We start from the raw sequence: 19,382 nt of genomic DNA on the forward strand, positions 1-19,382 counted from the left end.
GCCGCGCGATCCTGCTCGAGCGGCGGCCTGAGCGTCGACGCGTCAGGCGCGCTGCGAGCGCAGCGGGTGCGGCGACCAGGCGTAGATCTGCGAGGCCGCGCGGGCGAGCCAGGCGAACTGCGCGAGCACGGCGATCCAGAGCAGCGCGGTGCCGAGCGACACGAGCGGGCCGTTCGAGAGGGCGGCCCCGCCGACGAAGCCGACGAGCACGAGCACGCCGAGCAGGATGCTGAGCCCCGCGAGGCGCGGACGCCCGAGCGAACGCACCCATCCGGCGTAGGAGAAGGCGGCGACGGCGATCGCGACGAATCCGAGCGCGCCGAACAGCAGGTGCAGGATGCCGGAGAGACTGAACTCGCCGCCCGCCGATCCGGGCGGGAAGCCGGCGACCGGGTCGGGAGCGAACACCGCACTGAGCGCGAGTCCGCCGCCGTAGACGATCGTGAGCACGCCGATCGCGAGGCCGCGTCCGCTGCGGATCGCGCGCAGGATGCCGACGGCTGCGGCGATGACCATGAGCGCGGTGAGGCCGAGGTTCACACGCTGCAGCCAGCCGAGGTCGCCGAGCATGAGCAGCGAGAGCGCGTGTCGGGTCAGATCGAAGCCGGGTCGGGTCAGGGCGAGCACGAGGCCGACGACGACGTAGAACGGTCCGGCCACGACGCCCCAGCCGAGCAGGCTGCGGGTGACGGCGGCGGCGCCGTCGAGATCCGGGTTCTTCTCGGCCATCTCGTTCTCCTGCACTCGTGAGTGCATTAGTGCACTGGGCGGTACGGTAGCGAGATCCCTGCTGCGCACGCAAGCGCCCTCCGCTCACCGCCGACGGCCGGGGCTTCGCGAGAGGACGACGATGACCGAGCACGAGGACCCGCGCGTGACCCGGTCGCGCGCGCTCATCCTCGACGCCGCGGCCGCGGTTTTCCTCGAACACGGCTACGTCGACGCGACGGTCGACCAGATCGCCGCGGCCGGCGGCATCGCGAAGCGCACGATCTACAACCTGTTCGGCGAGAAGGATGCGCTGTTCCGCGCCACGATCCTGCGCTCGATCGCGACCGCCGACCGCTTCAGCGCGTCCCTTGCCGCCGAGGTACTGGCGGTCGACGACCCCGCCGTGGAGCTGCCGGATGTCGCGGTGCGACTCGCCGAATCCGTGCTGCTCGGTCCCGTGCTGCCGCTGCGGCGGCTGCTCGTGACCGAGTCGCGACGCTTCCCCGACCTCGCCGAGGAGTACCGCGACCGGGCCCCGGAGGCGGTCATGCGCGCGCTTGCCGCGCTGTTCGTGCGTCTCGCCGAGCGGGGGCTGCTGCGCGCCGCGCCGGGTCGACTCATGGCCGAGCACTTCGCCTTCCTCGTGATGGGCGCCGACCTCGACCGCGGCACCTTCCTGCCGCTCGACGTCACCGCCCGCCGCGTGCGCACCGCGGCCCGAGCCGGCGCCGCCGCGTTCCTGCGCGCCTACGCACCCGGGGCGTGACGCGGATCCCGACCTGATCGCCGCACGATCTGGGCCCCGCCGCGGGATATCGTGCGGCGCGGCCAGGATCGCCGCGCGATCCTCCCTGAGGCCGCGCCCTGATTGACGGTGCGCCCGGGCCGCCGAAGAGGCGTATCCTTGCCGAGGCCCGCGCCCGGCGCGGCGCCACGAGACCCGCAGGACGAACCGCGAGAGGCAGGTGACGCGCACGATGATCGGCGATCATGATCCGCAGAAGCGCCGTCGCTCCTGCCTCGGCGCTTCTGCGTCCTGATCTTCCTCCCTCGTCCCGGCACGAGGCGGGTGGATGCCCGCGTCCGCGGCTGAATCAGCTCGCGCCCGCGCATCCCCTCGCCTGACTCCGGGTCTGCGCACGCCTGCCTCCTGACACCTCAGGAGGAGTGATGACTCTCATCGACACCGGCATCTACCGCGACGGCGCACGCCTGGCCGCCCCTCCCGAGGCCCGCCTCACCTCCGAGACGCTCGAGGGCACGCACGACCTCGCCTGGATCGGCCTGCTGCGCCCCACCGCCGCCCAGCTGGCCGAGCTGGCCGAGGAGTTCGACCTGCACCCGCTCGCCGTCGAAGACGCGCAGAAGGGCCACCAGCGCGCCAAGCTCGAGCGCTACGACCACACGCTGTTCCTCGTGCTGCGGCCCGCGTGGCTGGCGGCGGCGCCGGCCGCGGCCTCCGCCGACGGCGTCACCGTCGAGTCGGGCGAGATCCACGTCTTCGCCGGTCCGCACTTCGTGATCACCGTGCGGCACGCCGACCGCCCCTCGCTCGCCGGCGTGCGCGCACGGCTCGAGGCGAACCCGCAGGCGCTCTGCGGCGGCTCGGAGGCCGTGCTCGCAGCGATCCTCGACGAGGTCGTCGACGGCTACGCACCCGTCGTGCACGGCCTGCAGGAGGGCGTGGATGCGCTCGAGGACGAGCTGCTGCTGGGCAAGGCCGACCCCGCCGCATCCCAGCGCATCTACCACCTGCTCTCGCAGGTGATCGACTTCCAGCGGGCGATCGGACCGCTGCCCGACATGCTGCACGGGCTGCTGCGCGGCTCGAGCAAGTACGGTGCCGACGATGAGGTGCAGAACCAGGTGCGCAACGTGCTCGACCACGCGCTGCGCATCACCGAGCGCGCGGATGCCTTCCGCGCACTGCTCGAGAGCCTGCTCACCCTGCACTCGACCCTGGTCACGCAGGAGCAGAACGAGGGGATGCGGCGCATGACCCGCGCGAGCCTCGCGCAGGGCGAGGAGAGCCGGCGGCTCGCGCAGATCCAGCTCGAGCAGGGCGAGCAGACGAAGAAGATCACCTCGTGGGCGGCGATCCTGTTCGCGCCGACGCTCATCGCCGGCGTCTACGGCATGAACTTCGACGCGATGCCCGAGCTGCACTGGGCGTGGGGCTACCCCTTCGCGATCGCGCTCATGCTGGGGCTCGGCGCGGGGCTGTGGTTCGTGTTCAAGCGCAAGCGCTGGCTCTGAGCGCCGGCTCCGAACGCCGGCTCTGGGAACACGGCGGGGTGGATGGGCGGCGGCGCACATCCACCCCGTCCGGCTCTCCGGTCACGGTGCGCCCTGATCCCGCCCGGCAGCGCCCCCGAACCGGGGTGCCCCGAACTGGGATGACGCGCGGATCCGGCAGAGTTGTCACCATCGGAACAGCAGACCCGAGGAGGAGGACGGGGTGACGACCATGACGACGCCGACGACGCTCGTCTACGCGCGCCTGCGCCGATCCATCCTGGTCGGCGCGATCACGGCGCTCGTGCTCGCGCTCGTGCCGGTGACCGTCGCCCTCGTCGTGCTCGGCGACGGTCTGCTCCCGACCGTGCTCATCGAGTCGGCGATCGTGATCGCCTGCGTCGTCATCGGGCTCCGCCAGCTGACGATCCACGTGCGGCTCACCGATCGCGAGCTGAGCGGCAACGGCATCTTCAGTCCGATGGTCCGCGTCGATCTCGACGACGTGCACGAGGTGCTGCTGGTGCCGACCTTCGTCGGCTCGGCGCCCGAGCCGGTGCTGCAGCTGCTCGTGCGCGACGCGACCGGGCGCCGGCTGTTCCGCCTGCGCGGCAACTTCTGGGATGACGGCCTGCTCGAGAAGCTCGCCGCGGCCCTGCCCGTTCCGGTGCAGACCATCGCCGAGCCGGTGACGTCGAAGTCGTTCTTCGAGACCTACCCCGGCAGCGAGTACTGGTTCGAGAACAAGCCGTGGCTGCGGGTCGCGGCGATCCTCGGCGTCGGCCTGCTCGTGCTCGGCGTCGCCGCGGGGGCGATGCTCGCGCTCGGCGGCGGGATGCACTGATCCGGCCCGAGCACCCGCTCGTCGACGCGCTGATCGCGACGCGCGACCCCTCGCGCCTCCTCGCGGCTACTTGCGCTTGAGCGTGCCGAAGATGCCGCGCACGATCTCGCGGATGACGGCGCGGCCGGTCGTCGAGCCGAGGATCTCCTCGGCCACCGACTTCTCGCGCTTCGTGGATGCGCGGCTCGACGACGTGCGGGTCGTGGTCGTGCGCCCCTGACTGCGTCGGGCCTCGGCGAGCACCTTCTCGTAGTCGCGCTGGGCCTGGGCCTTCGCCTTGGCCTCGTCCTTCGCGCGCTTCTCGTCGTCCTTGACCTTCTGCGCGGCGGCGGCTTCGGCCTGGGCCTGCTCCTCGGCGGCGCGGTCGGCCGCGGCGGCGGCATCCATCTTCGCGGCCAGGATCTCGCGCGCCGACTCGCGGTCGATCGCGATGCCGTACTGGGCGAGCAGCGGCGAGGCGGTCACGGTGGCCTGGATCTGCTCGAGCGGCGTCGGCGACATGGATCCCTGCGGCGCGCGCAGGCGGGTCCACGCGACGGGCGACGGCGCGCCCTTCTCGTTCATGACGGTGACGATCGCCTCGCCCGTGGCGAGCGACTGCAGCACTTCGCCAAGCTGGTAGCCGCTGTTCGGGTAGGTGGTCACGGTCGCCTTGAGCGCCTTCGCGTCCTCGGGGGTGAAGGCGCGCAGCTGGTGCTGCACCCGGCTGCCCAGCTGGGCGAGCACATCCGAGGGCACGTCCTTCGGCGTCTGGGTGACGAAGAAGATGCCGACGCCCTTCGAGCGGATGAGACGCACGGTCTGGGTGATCTGCGCCACGAAGTCCTTGGATGCGTCCTTGAACAGCAGGTGCGCCTCGTCGAAGAAGAAGACGAGCTTCGGCTTGTCGAGGTCGCCGACCTCGGGCAGGTCGTTGAACAGGTCGGCGAGCAGCCACATGAGGAAGGTCGAGAACAGCGCCGGCTGGTCGGCGACGCTCGGCACCTCGAGCAGGCTGACGATGCCGCGGCCGTCGGTCGCGGTGCGCAGGAACTGCGCCGTGTCGATCTCGGGTTCGCCGAAGAAGACGTCGGCTCCGGCGTCGGCGAAGCCGATCAGCTCGCGCAGGATGACCCCCGCGGTCGCCTTCGACAGACCGCCGAGCTGGCTCAGCTCATCCTTGCCGTCGTCGCTCGTGAGGAAGGTCAGCACCGCCCGCAGGTCGCTGAGGTCGAGTAGCGGCAGGCCGGCCTGGTCGGCGTAGTGGAAGACGAGCGCGAGACTCGACTCCTGCGTCTGGTTGAGGCCGAGCACCTTGCTGAGCAGCAGCGAGCCGAAGCTCGACACGGTCGCGCGGATCGGGATGCCGGTGCCGAGACCGCCGAGTGTGTAGTACTCGGTCGGGGCGGCCTGCGGCGTCCAGTCCTGGCCGATGCCGCGGGTGCGGGCGAGCAGCTTCTCGTTGCCCTCGCCGGGGCTCGCGATGCCCGAGAGGTCGCCCTTGATGTCGGCGGCGAACACGGGCACGCCGTTGGCGCTGAGCTGCTCGGCGAGCACCTGCAGCGTCTTCGTCTTGCCGGTTCCGGTGGCGCCGGCGACGAGGCCGTGGCGGTTGGTCATGCCGAGCGGGATGCGCACGGGCACGTCCGCGAGCGCGTCGCCGTTGACGAGGGCGCCCATCTCGAGCGCGGGGCCGTCGAAGGCGTACCCGGCGCGGATCGCGTCGACCTGGGGCGCGGTGAGCGGGCCGGTCGGGGCGGCCGGGGGCGTGGTGAGCGGGCCGGTCGGGGCGGCCGGGGGCGTGGCATCCGCGGGTGCGGCGGCCGCCGGCTCGGATGCATGCTCCGCCTCGGCGGCGGCGAGGGCCGCCTGCGCCTCCTCCAGCGCGCGACGTGCAGCAGCGACCTTGTCCTCGGCGTCACTCATGCCCTCACCCTATTGAGCGCGCCTTCCCGATTCCACGGCCGGGGATCGTGCGTTCCCGTCGGTATGGCGTGCTGATTTCGACGGGGTGGCACGATCCTCGGTTCAGCTCGCGGGAGTGGGGGTGCGTTCCTCGTGGCCGAAGGGTTGGCCGTAGCCGCCGTCGGCGACGGGGCGGGACATGAGCTCGAGGAAGGGGCGGGCGTCGAAGGCTTCGGGGCCGAGGACACCGGATCCCGTCCACACGCCGGTGGCGAGGAGTTCGAGGGCGATGACGGGGTTGAGGGCGGTCTGCCAGACCACGCACTGGGTGCCGTACTCGGACATCGTCCGCTCGTTGTCGGCGACGTGGAACAGATACACCTCCCGGCGCTTCCCTTCCCAGTCGGTGCCGGTCGCGCCGGTGCCGGTGACGAGGACGCCCGCGCAGGTCTTGCCCGTCATGCGGGGGCCGATCGTGGCGGGGTCGGGCAGGGATGCTGCGACGACATCCCGCGGCGCGACCTCGACCGGGCCGTTAGCCGAGCGGACCCGAACCGGGGTGGTGCGGTCGAGGCCGAGCAGGTTGAGGGTCTTCAGCACCCCGATGAACTCCGCCCCCAGCCCGTACTTGAACGTGACCCGCTTCGCGTCGAGCCAGCGCGGCATGAGCAGCACCTCCTCGTGCTCGACGTTGACGCACTCGACCTCCCCGATCCCCTCCGGGAAGACGAACGTCTCCGGTTCGCTGAACGGGGGCGTGGTGAACCAGCCCTTCTCCTTCTCGAAGATCACGGGCGGGTTCAGGCACTCCTCGATCGTGGTCCAGATCGAGAACGAGGGCGCGAAGATCTCGTTGCCGGCCTCGTCGCGCACGACGAGGTTCGCGCCATCCCGCACCCCGAGCTCATCGATCGACTCGAACAGCACATCCGACGCGTAGCGGGCGAGCACATCCGACAGCCCCGGCTCCACACCGATCCCGACCAGAGCCAGACGGCCCGCGCTCTCCCAATCCGGCGCCTGCGCGAACTGGTCATCGCCTAGCTTCACCCCGGTCTGCGAGTGCGGGTCCGTGGGATGCGGCTCCGACAGACTCATCGCCATATCCAGGTAGTCAGCACCCGCATCCAGCGCTCCCCGGAAGATCGTCGGCACGAACCTCGGCTCGACCGCGTTCATGACGTGCGTCACCCCGTGCTCGGTCGCGACACGGGTGACGTCAGACGGGTCGGAGGCGTCGATGCGCGCCGCCGCGAAGCGCGACGCGACCTCGTCGCCGTGCCGCTCGCGGATCCACGCGACCGTGCGCTCCGCTCGCGCCGGGTCGTAGTCGGTCACGACGATGCGCTCGTAGAAGGAGCGACGGGCGGCAATGCGCGCGAAGGCGTCGCCCACACCGCCCGCCCCGACGAGGAGGATGCGCATGGCGGGGGCGGCGGCGTCGTTCATGGCGTGAGGCTAGCGCGCACCCCCGTCGCCCGGCGAGGGATCGCGTGACGGACGTTCGGCGGAAGCATCTGCCGTGCGTCCCGCGCCGCGGTCGGGATCCGCGAATCGGGCGGAGGCGAGCTCGCGCCGGCGCTGCCGCTCGCGCTCGACCGGTCCGGCGAGAGCCGCCCATCCCAGCAGCCCGACCGCCACGCCGATGAGAAGGCCGCCGAGGGTGTCGGTCATCCAGTGCGCGCCGAGGTAGGTGCGGCTCAGCATCATCGCGACGACGTAGATCACGCCGAGCACCCAGACCCAGCGGCGGGCGAGCAGCACGCCGAGCACGACGGCCAGCGTCGCGGCGTTGGCGGTGTGGCCCGAGGGGAAGGATCCGGGGTCGACGGCGACGAGGATGTCGTTCGGCCGTGCCCTCCCGAACAGCGCCTTGAGCAGCTGAACGAGCCCGGCGCTCGCCCCGCAGGCGAGAGCCCAGTAGAGCGCCGCCCAGGGTCGCCGCAGGATCAGCAGCACCGCCAGCACCCCGAGCGGCACGACGAAAACGGCGAACCACCCTCCGCCGATCGCGTTGAAGAGCAGCGACGGCACCTCCCAGATCGGGTTGCGGTGCTCGATGATCTCGGCCATCCACTCGCGGTCGATGCCCGGCGGCTGGCTTCCGCGCACGGCCAGCAGCGCGCCGAGGCCGAAGGCCGCCGCGAGCACGATCAGCGCGGCGAACAGCGCCGGGCGACGACGTGCGGCGGCGACGGGATGCGCGGCCGCCTCGCGCGGGGTCAGGGATCGATCGGCGCTCCGACGTTCGTCGTCAGCGGGCGTCGGCGGAACGGGCATCCCGTCACGCTAGGCCATGGCCTCGGGCGGGCATCGCCGATCGAGCCGCCGCACAGCATCGTGGCGTTCGCGCGGCGGTCGGGATGTGACGGCGACGCCGCGGACAGGCGGCGGTCGAGGGGCGCGGCGCGACGTGGCGGTGGGAGACCGGGATCGCATCCGGCTCGACTCGGGGTCGGTGTGCGGGTGATCGGTACCGGTGCCCTCAGTCGCTGTACTGGATCCCTGCGCGGGGTGTCGGTGAAGGGTGCATCCGATCCGCTGTCCTGGTCAGCGGACGGGTCCAGGTCGATGTCGGTGGAATGTGCCTCTGATGCGCCGCGCGGGTGGCTGGAACGGCCCGTCCCATGTCGGTGGAATGTGCCTCTGATGCGCGGTTCCGGTAGACGGAAGAGTTCTGGCCGATGTCAGTGGAATGTGCATCTGATCTGCGATTCTACCTCGCGGTCGAGTGCCGCTGAATGTCGGTGGTGACTGTCACAGTGCAGGTATGGAGAATCCCACGACGACACCCGGAAGCGACGATCCTGCGCCGTTCGACGACGGTGTTCTCGACGGCGGCACGACCCCGGCCGGTGGCCGTGCTGCGGACGCGGTCGTGTGGTTGCCGCGGTTAGTGGGTGAGGCGGAATCGGCGCTCGCGTTGCTGACGGCGGGTCAGGTGGCGGAGGTGCGGATGCTCGCCCGCGCCGGCCAGCTCGCCGAGACCGAAGCAGCCGGTTCGCCCGCGAACGTGCGCGCGCACAACATGGCTCTGCGGTCGATCGCGGCAGAGATCGGCGGGGTGCTGCGTTCCCCGGACCGGACCGTGCAGCGCCGCATCGGGGAAGCGCGGGAGATCGTGGAGTTCTACCCGGCGGCGTTGTCGGCGTGGGAGCACGGATTCATCACCCGCGCCCACGTGACGGTGATCGTCGATGTCGGTCGTGTGGTTCCGGTGGATCGGCGGCCCGAGTTCGAACGGGAGGCGATCGACCGCAGCCTGAACGACACCCCGAACCGGGTCCGGGCCGGGCTGGAGCTCTACGCGGAGAAGCTCACCGAACAGTCGTTCACCGAACGACACCAGGACGCCGCTCGCCAGCGCGCGGTGCGCCTGGTCCCGGGCCGGGACGGGATGTGCGAGGTGATCGCGACGGTCCCGACGGTGATCGGCGACGGGATCCTGGACCGCCTCACCCGCATGGCCCACGCGGTGCAGGACGCCGACGTCGCGCACGAGGGGATGACACCCTCGGTCGGCACGGCGGGCACCGATCGTCGCACGGCCGATCAGATCCGCGCGGACCTGTTCGCGGACCTGATCCTCGCCGAGTCGCCCGCGCTCGACCCGACCGTGCACGGTGACGGGGCCGGTGCGCTCCGCGCGATTCGTGCGCAGGTGCAGGTCACCGTCTCGGCGTTGACGCTCCTCGGTGACAACGAGAACCCCGCCGACCTCGTCGGCCGAAGCCCGATCGACGCCGGGACGGCGCGCTACCTCGCCGGCGAGACCTCGTCGTGGACGCGACTGCTCACGAACCCGGTCGACGGCACCACGATCGCGATCGACCGGTACAGGCCGAGTCTCGAACAGCGTCGCCACCTGCGTGCCCGGGATCTGCACTGCCGCTTCCCCGGATGCCGGCAGGCCGCGATCCGCTGCGAACTCGACCACACCGTCGACCACGCCCTCGGCGGCCCCACCGCTCTGACCAACCTCGCTCACCTGTGCCAGCGACATCACTCGATGAAGCAGCTCACCCCCTGGCGAGTGGAACAACATGCCGGCGGGGTCCTGGAATGGACCTCCCCGACCGGACGCGTCTACCGCGAAGACGCCCCGCCCCACCCGTAGCGTTCGTGCCCCTCGGACACCCCATCCGCCACCACCGACGGACATCGAACAGCGAGTCGCACGACCCACCCGACTCGGTCGGCGATCTGCCCGACCTCGCCGGTCTCGGCGACCGCCTCGATCCAGTCGCCGGGTCGGCCGGTTCCGGCATCGATCAGATCGGAGCTCCGGATCGTCGGATCCGAACCCTCATCGACGACCACGCGCCCTTCTGACCAGAGCAGGGTCAGCCCGGTCGCGACCCGCGCGCGATTCACCACGCATGCCCGCGCGCCCGTCGACCGCTCCGTACGCGGCCCGAGCTCGATGCCCGCGACCGCCACCCGGCCTCCGGCACCCCGACGCCCGACACCCGCCGCCAGCGCCCGGCGCCCGGCGCCCGGCGCCTACTCGATCGGCGGCACCGTCCGCGGCCGCACGACCGTCCACATGACGACGTTCGCGACGACGTGGCAGCCGATCATGACGGCCGCCATCGGCAGTGCCGACGAGATGCCGAGCACGCCGACGAGGGGCGAGATGATGCCGGCGAGCCCGAAGTTGACGGCGCCGAGCAGCGACGCCGCCGTTCCGGCCTCGCTGCCGTGGTGGGCGAGCGCGAGCACCTGCACGCTCGGGAACGCCAGCCCGCACGCCGACAGCATGATGAACAGGGCGACGAGGATCGGGATGAGCGCCCCGCCGAGCAGCGCGGTGATCGCGATCGACACCGAGGCGAGCAGCATGATGCCGATGGCCGCGGCCAGGATCCACTGCGGTCCGATGCGGCGCATGAGCCGCGACGAGAGCTGCGAGCAGACCGTCAGCCCGAGCGAATTGATGCCGAACATGAGCCCGAACTCCTGCGGACTCAGGCCGTAGACGTTCTGCAGCAGCAGCGACGAGGCCGAGAGGTAGGCGAACAGTCCCGAGAACTGCATGCCGCCGATGACCGCGACCCCGATGAACACGCGGTCGGTGAAGAGCGCCCGATACCTCTGCCGCGCGGTGGTGGTGGCCGACGGGATGTGCGCCCCGCGCGGCCGCGTCTCGGCGATGAGGAACGCCGACACCACGACCGCGATGAAGCCGTAGACCGCGAGGGCGACGAAGATTCCGCGCCAGTCGACGAGCAGCAGCATCTGCGAGCCGATGAGCGGCGCGAGGATGGGCGCGAGCCCGGTCACGAGCGCGAGCCGCGACAGCATGCGCACGAGCGCGTGCCCCGAGAACAGGTCGCGCACCATCGCCATCGCCACGACGCCGCCGCCGGCCGCGCCGATGCCCTGCAGCACACGGAACACGCCCACCCAGATCACGTCGGGCGCGACGGCCACGCCGATGCTCGCGGCGACGTGCACGGCGGTGGCGAGCAGCAGCGGGAGGCGGCGGCCGACCCGGTCGCTCCACGGTCCGACGACGAGCTGCCCGAGGCCGAAGCCGACCGTCGTGGCGGTCAGGGTCAGCTGCACCGCCGCATCCGTCGTCGACAGCTCGTCGACGACCTTCGGGAAGGCGGGCAGGTACAGGTCGATCGTGAAGGGGCCGAGGCCGACGAGGGCGCCGAGCAGGATGATGTGCAGGATGCGCTGGCCGCGCGACATGGCGTCGCCGGGGTGCACGAGGGCGGTCATGGGTGAGCGCTCCGGAAGCGGTCGAGATGCGGTGGTGGTGTGGTGGAACCGCCCGATCCTCGCAGATGCGACAGCTGTCGCGCACGACCGAGCGGGCCTCGATCGCTCTTCGCGATCGAGGCCCGCCCGGGTGAAGCCGCAGGACTCAGCTCAGGTCATAGAGCGTGACCCCGTCGACCGTGGTCGACTCGTAGTTCTCGTCGACCCAGCTGGAGATCGCGCTGGCCGCATCCGAGCCGCCGTTCGAGCGCCCGCTGACGCCGCTGGCGATGAAGTAGTGGATCTCGCCCTTCTTCACGAGAGCCTGGAACTCCGCGAGGGTCGGCGACGGGTCGCTGCCGTTGAATCCGCCGATCGGCATGACCGGCAGCTCAGTCGCGAGCTGGTAGCCGGCGGCGCTGTTCGACCCGATGGTGGCGGCAGCCCAGGTGTACGCGCTCGCGTTCTTCTTCAGCAGCGCCTCGACCTCCGAGCTGACGTTGCTCGCCCCGAGCAGGCCGCCCGCTCCGCCGCCGCCGAAGCCGCCGCGCTCACCCGACGCGGTGCCGCCCCCGGGGAACCCGCCCGTCGAGGAGCCGCCCGTCGACGAGCCGCCGCCCGTGGTCGACCCGGAGCCGGTGCTGCCCGGCCCGAAGCCCTGCGGCGGGGTGCCGCCGAAGCCCTGCGAGCTCGACGATCCGTTCGAGGTGCCGTTCTGGCTCGATCCGGGGAACCCGCCCGTGCTGCCGCCGGGTCCGCCCTGCCCGCCGCCGAAGCCGCCGCCATTGCCGCCGCCGCCTCGACCGCCGCCGAAGCCCCCCATCCCGCCCTGCACGCTCGGGCCGGCCGTGACGATCGAGCCGGTGTGGCCCTCCGACACGGTCTGCAGCGAGTACGCGGCCGGGGCCGCGAGGGCTCCGATCAGCGACACCGCGGCGGTCGCGATGGCGATGCGGCGTCCGAGCGGCGGCAGCACGAGCAGCACCGCGCCGATCACGGCGAGGCCGACGACGACGAACTTGAGCCAGGGCATCCAGTCGCTCGCCCGGGTGAGCAGCGCGTAGGCCCACGCGGCGGTGCCGAGCAGCACGGCCGCGAGCACGATCCGCGCCCAGATCGCCGAGCGGCGCTCCCACAGCATCGTCGCGCCGATCGCGACGACCGCGGCGATCGCCGGGGCGAGCGCGACCGTGTAGTAGGCGTGGAAGATGCCGGCCATGAAGCTGAAGGCGAGTCCGGTGACGAGCATCCAGCCGCCGAAGATGACGAGGATGGCGCGGCGCACCGAGGTGCGCGGAGCGCGGCGCAGCAGCACGAGGGCGATGACGCCGACGACGAGCGCGGCGGGCAGCAGCCAGGTGATCTGACCGCCGATCTCGCCGTCGAACAGGCGCGTGATGCCGGTCGAGCCCCACATCCCGCCGCCGGTGTTGCCACCGCCGCCGCCGGTCACGCTGCCGGTCTCGTCGCCGGTCAGCCGGCCGAAGCCGTTGTAGCCGAAGGTCAGCTCGAGGAAGCTGTTCGTCTGCGAGCCGCCGATGTAGGGCCGCCACGACTCGGGCACGAGCTCGACGATCGCGACCCACCAGCCGGCCGCCACGATCACGGCCCCGAGCGCGGCGAGCGAGTGCAGCAGGCGCACGCGGAAGGTGCGCGGCGCGGCCCACAGGTAGACGAGCGCGAGCGGGGGCAGCAGCACGAAGGCCTGCAGCTGCTTCGTCAGGAAGCCGAAGCCGATCATCGCGCCCGCCCAGAGCACCCAGCGGATGCGGCCGTCTTCGACGCCGCGGATCGTGAAGTAGGTCGCGAGGCTCAGCAGCAGCACGAGCAGCGCGTCGGGGTTGTTGAAGCGGAACATCAGCGCCGCGACGGGCGTGATCGCGAGCACTCCCCCGGCGAGCAGCGCGGTGGGGGCGCTGAAGCGGCGGCGCACGGTCGCGTAGACGACCGCGACCGTCACGACGCCCATGATCGCCTCGGGCAGCAGGATGCTCCACGAGCTCAGCCCGAACAGGCGCACCGAGAGGGCCATGAACCACAGGCTCGCCGGCGGCTTGTCGACCGTGATCGAGTTGGCGGCGTCGCTGGATCCGTAGAAGAAGGCCTCCCAGTTCACGCTGCCGGCCTGCACCGCCGCGGAGTAGAAGGAGTTGGCGTAGCCGCTCGCGCCGAGGTTCCAGATGTAGAGCACGGCGGTGACGGCGAGCAGGCCGAGCAGCGCGGGGCGCTCCCAGACGAGGGCGCCGCGGCGACCGAGCACGAGGGCGCGGCCCCATTCGCGCAGGCGCGCGGCAGGAGGCAGATGGGTCGAGCCGGCGGGGATGCGTCCCGTGCCGGTGGTGGTCGTGGTGGCGGCGCTCATGCTGCGGCGTCCTCCTTGGTCAGCGCGGCGGCGAGCGCGCCGGTCCGCGGGGTCGTGGCGGCCGAGGCCGAGTGGATGGGGTCCGCACCTGAGCGGGCGGCGGTCGACGTGCCGGCGGCCGGGGCCGTGGAGGCCCGACGCGTGCGCCGGAACACCCAGGCGCGCAGCAGCGCGAACCGCAGCACGGTCGCGACGAGGTTGGCGACGGTCAGCACGACGAGCTCGGCGACCGGACCCGACTCGGGCCGGGCGGTGTGCAGCGCGAGCAGCGAGCCGGAGGTGAGGCACCAGGCGAGCAGGAACACGAGCAGCCCCTTGACCTGGTCGCTCACGAGTCCCGCCCGGCCGCGCACCCCGAAGGTGATGTGCCGGTTGGCCCAGGTGTTCGCGATCGCCGTCAGCAGCAGCGCGACGAAGTTGGCGACCTGCGGCGCGATCACGAGCTGCAGGCCGAGGTACAGCACGGCGTAGGCGATCGTCGAAGCGCCGCCGATCAGCCCGAAGCGCAGCACCTGGCCGAAGAAGCCGGGCCGGTGGACCTGCTCGAAGGGGCGGCGGCCCAGCTCGGCGTAGATGGCCTCGACGGGGATGCGGCGCGAGGCGATGCCGCGCAGCACGCGCGCGACGCCGCGCAGGTCGGCGAGCGCGGTGGCGACGATGTCGACCTTGCTGTCTTCGTCATCCACCCAGTCGACCGGCACCTCGTGGATGCGCAGACCCGAGCGCTCGGCGATCATCAGCACCTCGGTGTCGAAGAACCAGCCGGTGTCCTCGACGAACGGCAGGATGCGCCGGGCGACGTCGCTGCGCATGGCCTTGAAGCCGCACTGGGCGTCGGAGGCGCGCAGCCCGGTCGCCCGCAGCAGCGTGTTGTAGCCGCGGGAGACGAGCTCGCGCTTCGCCCCGCGCACCACCCGCGAGTCGGCCGAGAGGCGGGTGCCGATCGCGAGATCGGAGTGTCCGGAGAGCAGCGGAGCGACGAGCGGCGCGAGCGCGGCGAGGTCGGTCGAGAGGTCGACGTCGAGGTAGCCGACGACCTCGGCGTCGCTCGTCAGCCAGACGTGCTTGAGCGCGCGACCGCGGCCCTTCTCGGCGAGGTGGACGGCCCGCACCCGCTCGAGCTCGGCGGCGAGCGCGTCGGCGATGCGCCCAGTGGCGTCGGTCGAGGCGTTGTCGGCGATCGTGACGAGCCAGCGGTCGCCGAACTGGCCGGCCAGTGCGGCGTGCAGGGTGCGGATGCTCGTCTCGAGCGAGCGCTCCTCGTCGTAGACGGGCACGACGATCTCGAGCAGCGGCGGCAGGATGCCGGGAGGGACGGCGGGACCGGTCGTGTCGGGGCTCATGCGGATGAGCATCCGGTCGCCCGCTATGGCGGCTGTTTCCCGATCCTGTGCTGATCCTGTGAGTACCGCGCCGGCCCCGGGCACGACGGAGGCCGCCCGGGAGCGTTCCCGAGCGGCCTCGTCGTGGTGACGCGAGCGGTGCAGCGCCCGCGTCGGGGATTACTTGGTGAGCGGAGCGAGCTTGTCGTCGTCCTTGTAGACCTCGGCGGCGTTGTCCTTGGTCACGACGATCGGGTCGAGGTAGAAGGTCGGGACCTTCACCGCGCCGTTGTCGGTCGTCGTGGTCGTGGTCGCCTTGTCGCCCTTCGAGAGCTCGGTCGCCATGTCGATCGCCTGCTTGACCAGCTTGCGCGTGTCCTTGTAGATCGTCATGTACTGCTCGCCCGACATGATCAGCGGGATCGAGGCGGCCTCGGAGTCCTGACCGGTCACGACGATGGCGGGCTTGCCGGCGCTCTTCACCGAGGTGAGGATGGCGCGCGCGAGGGTGTCGTTCGGCGAGAGGACGCCGTCGAGCTCGGCGCTGCCGTAGCTGCCCTGCAGGATCGTGTCCATGCGGTTCTGGGCGTTCTGCGCGAGCCAGTCCTTCGTGGCGGTCTGCTTGATGTCGGTCTGACCGGAGACGACCTTCAGGGTGCCGTCGTCGATCTTCGGCTGCAGGATGTCCATCGCGCCCTTGAAGAACACGGGGGCGTTGGCGTCACCCGGGTCGCCGGAGAAGAGCTCGATGTTGTAGGTCTTCTTGTCCGGGAACTTGGCCTTGAGGCCGTCGAGCAGAGCCTGGCCCTGCAGCTGGCCGACCTTGAAGTTGTCGAACGCGACGTAGTAGTCGATGTTCTTCGTGTCGGTCAGGATGCGGTCGTAGGCGATGACCTTCGCGCCGGCCTCCTGGGCGTCCTTGACCTGCGTGCCGAGCTGGCCGCCGTCCTTGGCGCCGATGATGATGACCTTCGCGCCCTTGGTGGTCATCGAGCTGATCTGGGCCTGCTGGTCCGGAACCGGGGTGCTCTGACCGGCGTACTGCACGTCGGCCTTGAAGCCGGCCTCCTCGATCGCGCTCTTGAAGAGGTCACCCGCGAGAACCCAGTTCTCCGAGGTCTTGTCGGGCAGGGCGACGCCGATGAGCGAGCCCTTCTCGAAGCCCTTCGACGCTCCGTCGCCGGAGGCGTCGTCGCCGCTGCGGCTGGAGCAGCCAGAGAGCGCGAGCAGCGCGACCGCGGCGACCGCGGTCGTGGTGATGACGAGCTTTCGCATGTGTTCCGTCACTTTCGTTGTGATGTGTGGTGGTGCAGGGTTCCGGAGCGACGCTGCGATCCGGGGATGGCTACGACGGGCGCCGTCAGGCGTTCGGCGTAGTGCTCGAGGGCCGGCTGGACTGCTCGGCGGAGGTTCCGTCGGGCTCGACCAGGGGGCGGTTGAGGGGGTAGGTCATGTTCTCGTCGGCGGCGCTGACCTTCTTGGGGCGCGAGAAGCGCGACATGATCGAGCGGCCGCCCGAGCGCTTCGACAGCACGTCGATGCCGACGGCGAGCAGCAGCACGAGGCCCTTGATGATCTGCACGCGGTCCGACGAGACGCCGAGCAGCTGGAGCCCGTTGTTCAGCACCGCGATGACGAGACCACCGACGATCGAGCCGATCACGGTTCCGATTCCGCCGGAGACCGCGGCGCCGCCGATGAAGACCGCCGCGATCGCGTCGAGCTCCCATCCGGTTCCGTCACCGGGGCCCGACGAGACCGAGCGCGAGATGAACACCATGCCCGCGACGGCGGCGAGCACCGACATGTTCATCATGACGAAGAAGTTGATGCGCTTGATCTTCACGCCCGACAGCTCGGCCGCGTGCCAGTTGCCGCCGACCGAGTAGATGTGGCGGCCGGTGACGGTGTTGTTGGTCACGAAGGCGTAGATGATGACGAGCACGACGAGGATGATGCCCGGGATCGGGAAGCTCGTTCCGACGCGGCCGCCGGCGAAGAGGAACGCGGCGACGATGAGCACGGCGGCGAGCAGCACGACCTTGACGAGCGAGACCCAGAGCGGGGCGCTCTCCGCGCCGACCTTGCGCTGGCGGGCGCGGGTGCGGAACTCGAGCACGACGACCAGGATCGCGGCGATGAAGCCGAGCACGAGCGTCGGCACGTTGTAGTCGATGCCGAGGTTCGGGTCGGGCAGGTAGCCGCCGCCGATCTCGAGGAAGGTCTCGTCCTTGACGGGCTCGGTGGTGGCGTTGCCGATGAACTGGTTGAGTCCGCGGAAGACCAGCATGCCCGCGAGGGTCACGATGAACGCCGGCACTCCGACGTAGGCGACCCAGAGGCCCTGCCAGGCGCCGACGAGGGCGCCGATGCCGAGACCGATCAGCACGCCCGCCCACCACGGCACTCCGCCGCGGTTCATCGCGATCGCGACGACGATGCCGGTGAACGCGGCGACCGATCCGACCGAGAGGTCGATGTGGCCGGCGATGATCACCATGACCATGCCGATCGCCAGGATCAGCACGTAGGCGTTCTGGTTGACGATGTTGATCACGTTGCCCGGCTGCAGGGTCTGCCCGCCGGTCGCGATCTGGAAGAACACGATGATCACGATCAGGGCGCCGAGGATGCCGAACTGGCGGAGGCTCGACTGCCCTCCGCCGAACATCTTGCCCAGGTCGCGGATGCCGCCCGACTTCTTCGGGGCTGCTGCGGTGTCGGTCATCAGGCGGCGTCCTTCTTGTTCTTGTCGGAGGTCATGCTCTTCATGAGGGTCTCGGGATTCGCATCCTTCGCGAGGATCTCGCTCGTGATGGTGCCCTCGAAGATCGTGTAGATGCGGTCGGCGACGCCGAGCAGCTCGGGCAGCTCCGACGAGATGAGGATCACGCCGGCGCCGGACTCGGCGAGCTTGCGGATGATGCCGTAGATCTCGGTCTTCGCGCCCACGTCGATGCCGCGGGTCGGCTCGTCGAGGATCAGCAGGTCGGGGTCGGTGAACATCCACTTCGCCAGCACGACCTTCTGCTGGTTGCCGCCCGACAGCTTGCCGACGCCCTCGTCGACCGTGGGGGTCTTGATGCGCAGCTCTTTGCGGTAGTCGTCGGCGATGCTGTGCTCGCGCAGCTCGTCGACGACCCCGCCGGGGGCGATCTTCGACAGCTTCGCCGACACGACCGAGGTCTTGATGTCGTCGAGCAGGTTGAGCCCGAGCGCCTTGCGGTCTTCGCTGACGTAGGCGAGGCCGTTCTTGATCGCGGCCGAGACGTTGGGGAGCTTGATCTCCTGGCCGTCCTTGAACACCTGGCCGGAGAGCACGGTGCCGTAGCTCTGGCCGAAGATGCTCATCGCGAGCTCGGTGCGGCCGGCGCCCATGAGGCCGGCGAAGCCGACGACCTCGCCGCGGCGCACGGTGAAGTTCGAGTGCTTGGCCACGAGGCGCTCGGCCGTCAGCGGGTGCTGCACGGTCCAGTCGCGCACCTCGAAGAAGACCTCGCCGATGCCCGAGCCGTCGTGCTCGGGGAAGCGGTTCTCGAGGGTGCGCCCGACCATGCCGCGGATGATGCGGTCTTCGTCGACGCCGTCGGCCTTCACATCCAGGCTCTCGACCGTGTGGCCGTCGCGGATGATCGTGATCGAGTTGCTGATCGCCTCGATCTCGTTGAGCTTGTGGCTGATCATGATGCTCGTGACGCCCTTGTCGCGCAGGTCGCGGATGAGGCCGAGCAGGTGCTGCGAGTCGTTCTCGTTGAGCGCGGCGGTGGGCTCGTCGAGGATGAGCAGCTTGACGTTCTTGTTGAGCGCCTTGGCGATCTCGACGAGCTGCTGCTTGCCGACGCCGATGTTCTTGATCTGCGTGTCGGGGTCGTCGCGCAGGCCGACGCGGCTGAGCAGGTCGCGGGCGCGCAGGCGCACGGCCGACCAGTCGATCGAGCCGAAGGGGGTGCGGGGCTCGTTGCCGAGGAAGATGTTCTCGGCGATCGACAGCTCGGGGATGAGCGCGAGCTCCTGGTGGATGATCACGATGCCCGCGGCTTCGCTCTGGCGGATGTCGCGGAATCGCGCCACCTCGCCCTGCCAGACGATGTCGCCCTCGTAGGTGCCGAATCCGTAGACGCCCGAGAGCACCTTCATCAGCGTCGACTTGCCGGCGCCGTTCTCACCGCAGATCGAGTGGATCTCGCCCTCGCGCACGCGCAGGGTCACATCGTCGAGGGCGATGACGCCCGGGAAGCGCTTGGTGATTCCGCGCATCTCGAGGATGTAGGGAGCGTCGACCACGGGGTGTCCTCCTCGGGAGCAGCGGCGGTGA

14 protein-coding genes are annotated in these 19,382 nt (G+C 70.8%); 4 read left to right on the top strand and 10 right to left on the bottom strand.

Annotated elements, in window-relative coordinates; translation table 11 throughout:
- Nucleotides 1-42: 42 nt before the first annotated feature.
- A complete protein-coding gene (locus tag FJ657_RS01175; protein ID WP_219995836.1) occupies nt 43-729 on the bottom strand; it encodes a DUF998 domain-containing protein in 687 nt (228 codons plus the stop codon).
- Nucleotides 730-850: 121 nt separating this feature from the next.
- Between FJ657_RS01175 and FJ657_RS01180 the strand changes: the two genes are divergently transcribed.
- The 3 genes from FJ657_RS01180 to FJ657_RS01190 all read left to right on the top strand — a co-directional run bounded on the left by FJ657_RS01180 (nt 851) and on the right by FJ657_RS01190 (nt 3,790).
- Nucleotides 851-1,477, top strand: coding sequence for a TetR/AcrR family transcriptional regulator (locus FJ657_RS01180; RefSeq protein WP_141161869.1), 627 nt, complete (start codon nt 851-853; stop codon nt 1,475-1,477).
- A 404-nt stretch (nt 1,478-1,881) separates the two neighbouring features.
- On the top strand, nt 1,882-2,967 hold the full coding sequence (locus FJ657_RS01185) for a magnesium and cobalt transport protein CorA (RefSeq protein WP_141161870.1): 1,086 nt from the start codon (nt 1,882-1,884) through the stop codon (nt 2,965-2,967).
- A gap of 202 nt (nt 2,968-3,169) precedes the next feature.
- Nucleotides 3,170-3,790: a hypothetical protein gene (locus FJ657_RS01190; RefSeq protein ID WP_141161871.1), complete on the top strand. Its 621-nt coding sequence runs from the start codon at nt 3,170-3,172 to the stop codon at nt 3,788-3,790.
- A gap of 66 nt (nt 3,791-3,856) precedes the next feature.
- Here the strand turns inward: FJ657_RS01190 and FJ657_RS01195 are convergent, their stop codons facing one another.
- The 3 genes from FJ657_RS01195 to FJ657_RS01205 form a co-directional block, all read right to left on the bottom strand.
- Complete coding sequence (locus FJ657_RS01195; RefSeq protein WP_141161872.1) at nt 3,857-5,695, bottom strand: helicase HerA-like domain-containing protein; 1,839 nt, start codon at nt 5,693-5,695, stop codon at nt 3,857-3,859.
- Nucleotides 5,696-5,797: 102 nt separating this feature from the next.
- Nucleotides 5,798-7,099 (bottom strand): saccharopine dehydrogenase family protein, encoded by a 1,302-nt coding sequence (locus FJ657_RS01200; RefSeq protein ID WP_141162657.1) that lies wholly within the window; start codon nt 7,097-7,099, stop codon nt 5,798-5,800.
- Between the two features lie 33 nt (nt 7,100-7,132).
- Complete coding sequence (locus FJ657_RS01205; protein ID WP_255447066.1) at nt 7,133-7,954, bottom strand: phosphatase PAP2 family protein; 822 nt, start codon at nt 7,952-7,954, stop codon at nt 7,133-7,135.
- Nucleotides 7,955-8,405: 451 nt separating this feature from the next.
- Here FJ657_RS01205 and FJ657_RS01210 point away from each other — a divergent pair, with 451 nt between their 5' ends.
- Nucleotides 8,406-9,791 (top strand): HNH endonuclease signature motif containing protein, encoded by a 1,386-nt coding sequence (locus FJ657_RS01210; protein WP_255447067.1) that lies wholly within the window; start codon nt 8,406-8,408, stop codon nt 9,789-9,791.
- A gap of 386 nt (nt 9,792-10,177) precedes the next feature.
- On the opposite strand, the gene FJ657_RS01215 is transcribed toward FJ657_RS01210, so the two are convergent.
- From FJ657_RS01215 to mmsA, 6 genes are all read right to left on the bottom strand, one after another.
- Nucleotides 10,178-11,404, bottom strand: a complete 1,227-nt coding sequence (locus FJ657_RS01215; protein WP_141161874.1) for a multidrug effflux MFS transporter — start codon at nt 11,402-11,404, stop codon at nt 10,178-10,180.
- Between the two features lie 145 nt (nt 11,405-11,549).
- Nucleotides 11,550-13,745, bottom strand: coding sequence for an ArnT family glycosyltransferase (locus tag FJ657_RS01220; RefSeq protein WP_141161875.1), 2,196 nt, complete (start codon nt 13,743-13,745; stop codon nt 11,550-11,552).
- Nucleotides 13,742-15,088, bottom strand: coding sequence for a bifunctional glycosyltransferase family 2/GtrA family protein (locus FJ657_RS01225; protein WP_141161876.1), 1,347 nt, complete (start codon nt 15,086-15,088; stop codon nt 13,742-13,744). The genes FJ657_RS01220 and FJ657_RS01225 overlap by 4 nt, the downstream gene beginning before the upstream one ends.
- 159 nt (nt 15,089-15,247) lie before the next feature.
- Nucleotides 15,248-16,342 carry a substrate-binding domain-containing protein gene (locus FJ657_RS01230; RefSeq protein WP_141161877.1) on the bottom strand — a complete coding sequence of 365 codons (1,095 nt, stop codon included), beginning with the start codon at nt 16,340-16,342 and terminating at the stop codon, nt 15,248-15,250.
- Nucleotides 16,343-16,427: 85 nt separating this feature from the next.
- On the bottom strand, nt 16,428-17,795 hold the full coding sequence (mmsB, locus tag FJ657_RS01235) for a multiple monosaccharide ABC transporter permease (RefSeq protein ID WP_255447068.1): 1,368 nt from the start codon (nt 17,793-17,795) through the stop codon (nt 16,428-16,430).
- Nucleotides 17,795-19,324: a multiple monosaccharide ABC transporter ATP-binding protein gene (mmsA, locus tag FJ657_RS01240; protein ID WP_141162660.1), complete on the bottom strand. Its 1,530-nt coding sequence runs from the start codon at nt 19,322-19,324 to the stop codon at nt 17,795-17,797. The genes mmsB and mmsA overlap by 1 nt, the downstream gene beginning before the upstream one ends.
- Between the last annotated feature and the right edge of the window lie 58 nt (nt 19,325-19,382).

Source organism: Schumannella soli (assembly GCF_006517435.1).
Classification (GTDB): domain Bacteria; phylum Actinomycetota; class Actinomycetes; order Actinomycetales; family Microbacteriaceae; genus Schumannella; species Schumannella soli.

Excerpts from the sequence above, each read along its gene's own strand:
- FJ657_RS01195 (WP_141161872.1), bottom strand. The coding sequence starts at position 5,695 with ATGAGTGACGCCGAGGACAAGGTCGCTGCTGCACGTCGCGCGCTGGAG.
- FJ657_RS01215 (WP_141161874.1), bottom strand. The coding sequence starts at position 11,404 with ATGACCGCCCTCGTGCACCCCGGCGACGCCATGTCGCGCGGCCAGCGC.
- mmsA (WP_141162660.1), bottom strand. The coding sequence starts at position 19,324 with ATGCGCGGAATCACCAAGCGCTTCCCGGGCGTCATCGCCCTCGACGAT.
- FJ657_RS01175 (WP_219995836.1), bottom strand. The coding sequence starts at position 729 with ATGGCCGAGAAGAACCCGGATCTCGACGGCGCCGCCGCCGTCACCCGC.
- FJ657_RS01230 (WP_141161877.1), bottom strand. The coding sequence starts at position 16,342 with ATGCGAAAGCTCGTCATCACCACGACCGCGGTCGCCGCGGTCGCGCTG.
- FJ657_RS01205 (WP_255447066.1), bottom strand. The coding sequence starts at position 7,954 with ATGCCCGTTCCGCCGACGCCCGCTGACGACGAACGTCGGAGCGCCGAT.
- FJ657_RS01185 (WP_141161870.1), top strand. The coding sequence starts at position 1,882 with ATGACTCTCATCGACACCGGCATCTACCGCGACGGCGCACGCCTGGCC.
- FJ657_RS01220 (WP_141161875.1), bottom strand. The coding sequence starts at position 13,745 with ATGAGCGCCGCCACCACGACCACCACCGGCACGGGACGCATCCCCGCC.
- FJ657_RS01180 (WP_141161869.1), top strand. The coding sequence starts at position 851 with ATGACCGAGCACGAGGACCCGCGCGTGACCCGGTCGCGCGCGCTCATC.
- mmsB (WP_255447068.1), bottom strand. The coding sequence starts at position 17,795 with ATGACCGACACCGCAGCAGCCCCGAAGAAGTCGGGCGGCATCCGCGAC.
- FJ657_RS01200 (WP_141162657.1), bottom strand. The coding sequence starts at position 7,099 with ATGCGCATCCTCCTCGTCGGGGCGGGCGGTGTGGGCGACGCCTTCGCG.
- FJ657_RS01225 (WP_141161876.1), bottom strand. The coding sequence starts at position 15,088 with ATGAGCCCCGACACGACCGGTCCCGCCGTCCCTCCCGGCATCCTGCCG.